Genomic DNA, 272 nt, shown 5'->3' on the forward strand with positions numbered 1-272 from the left:
CCAACTGCCATATTAATTAATGGCAATGGTCCATGTTCGATTTTACGTCCCATCGTTTTCCCGAAATAACTATCAGGGATATTTGCTAATTTGTTAGAGATCATCAAATTCCTCCTCTATCATTAAACATAGCCTGGGCGACTATCATAATCCTAACAACTTGTATCACTCTCATTTAGATGGTTACAATGACATCGCCATTCACCGTTATGTTCAACAGAACTTATGACACACGTTGTATTGAATGAATTTATTTTCATTTTAGGTAGGTA

1 protein-coding gene is annotated in these 272 nt (G+C 35.7%); it reads right to left on the reverse strand.

Annotation, left to right across the window (positions count from 1 at the left end; all coding sequences use genetic code 11):
- A partial coding sequence (locus IDG60_RS22085; RefSeq protein WP_241013332.1) for a hypothetical protein occupies nt 1-104 on the reverse strand: 104 nt, incomplete at its 3' end.
- Nucleotides 105-272 lie beyond the last annotated feature (168 nt).

The sequence above is a fragment of the Staphylococcus sp. EG-SA-2 genome (assembly GCF_017152085.1).